Origin of the sequence: Paenibacillus xylanivorans (genome assembly GCF_001280595.1) — a bacterium.
Taxonomy (GTDB): domain Bacteria; phylum Bacillota; class Bacilli; order Paenibacillales; family Paenibacillaceae; genus Paenibacillus; species Paenibacillus xylanivorans.
In genome coordinates this window covers 1-502 of the sequence record NZ_LITU01000025.1, presented here as the reverse complement: position 1 = coordinate 502, position 502 = coordinate 1, and the positions used below count along the sequence as shown (strand labels likewise).

Sequence of the window (502 nt, the reverse complement as noted above, 5' to 3'; positions counted from 1 at the left end):
ATATTCTCGCCTTCCCTGCTTCCAAGCGCGGATTCCATGTGATGCTTCTACCTACGGCGTCCGTATATTTGGAACTGGAATTATTATATCCCTTCACTCCCGAACTTGTGGTCCAATAAGGAGCCGAGAATCCGTTATTGGCATTGCCTGAATCAACAGTGACGACATTATCAATCGTGAGGCTCCCATCATCAATGATAATCGTCTTATGTGGCTCTTTCTGTTGAATATTCCCTTCAAACTTGACCGCATCAGCGCGCGTAAGGATCGTGTTCGTGGTGCTGGTAGACCGGGTCAATTTAACGAATTCTTCACCAACTCCGGAAAAATAGTACTCTCCCAAATCAACCCAACCCGCAGGATCGCCAAATGAGGGTCTCAGATCCATAAAGACTACATCCGTCGTTCCATTATGAACGATTTCGATTTTCACATTGCTATCAGCCTTATCCGCCCAATCCAGCTTATAGAACGATATTTTCGCCGTTCCTGCTTCCAAGCG

At 46.2% G+C, this 502-nt stretch carries 1 protein-coding gene; it reads right to left on the bottom strand.

Annotated features, from left to right (window positions below; genetic code table 11):
- The coding region (locus tag AMS66_RS32635) for a hypothetical protein (protein ID WP_160319655.1) at positions 1-502 on the bottom strand (502 nt) is incomplete at both ends.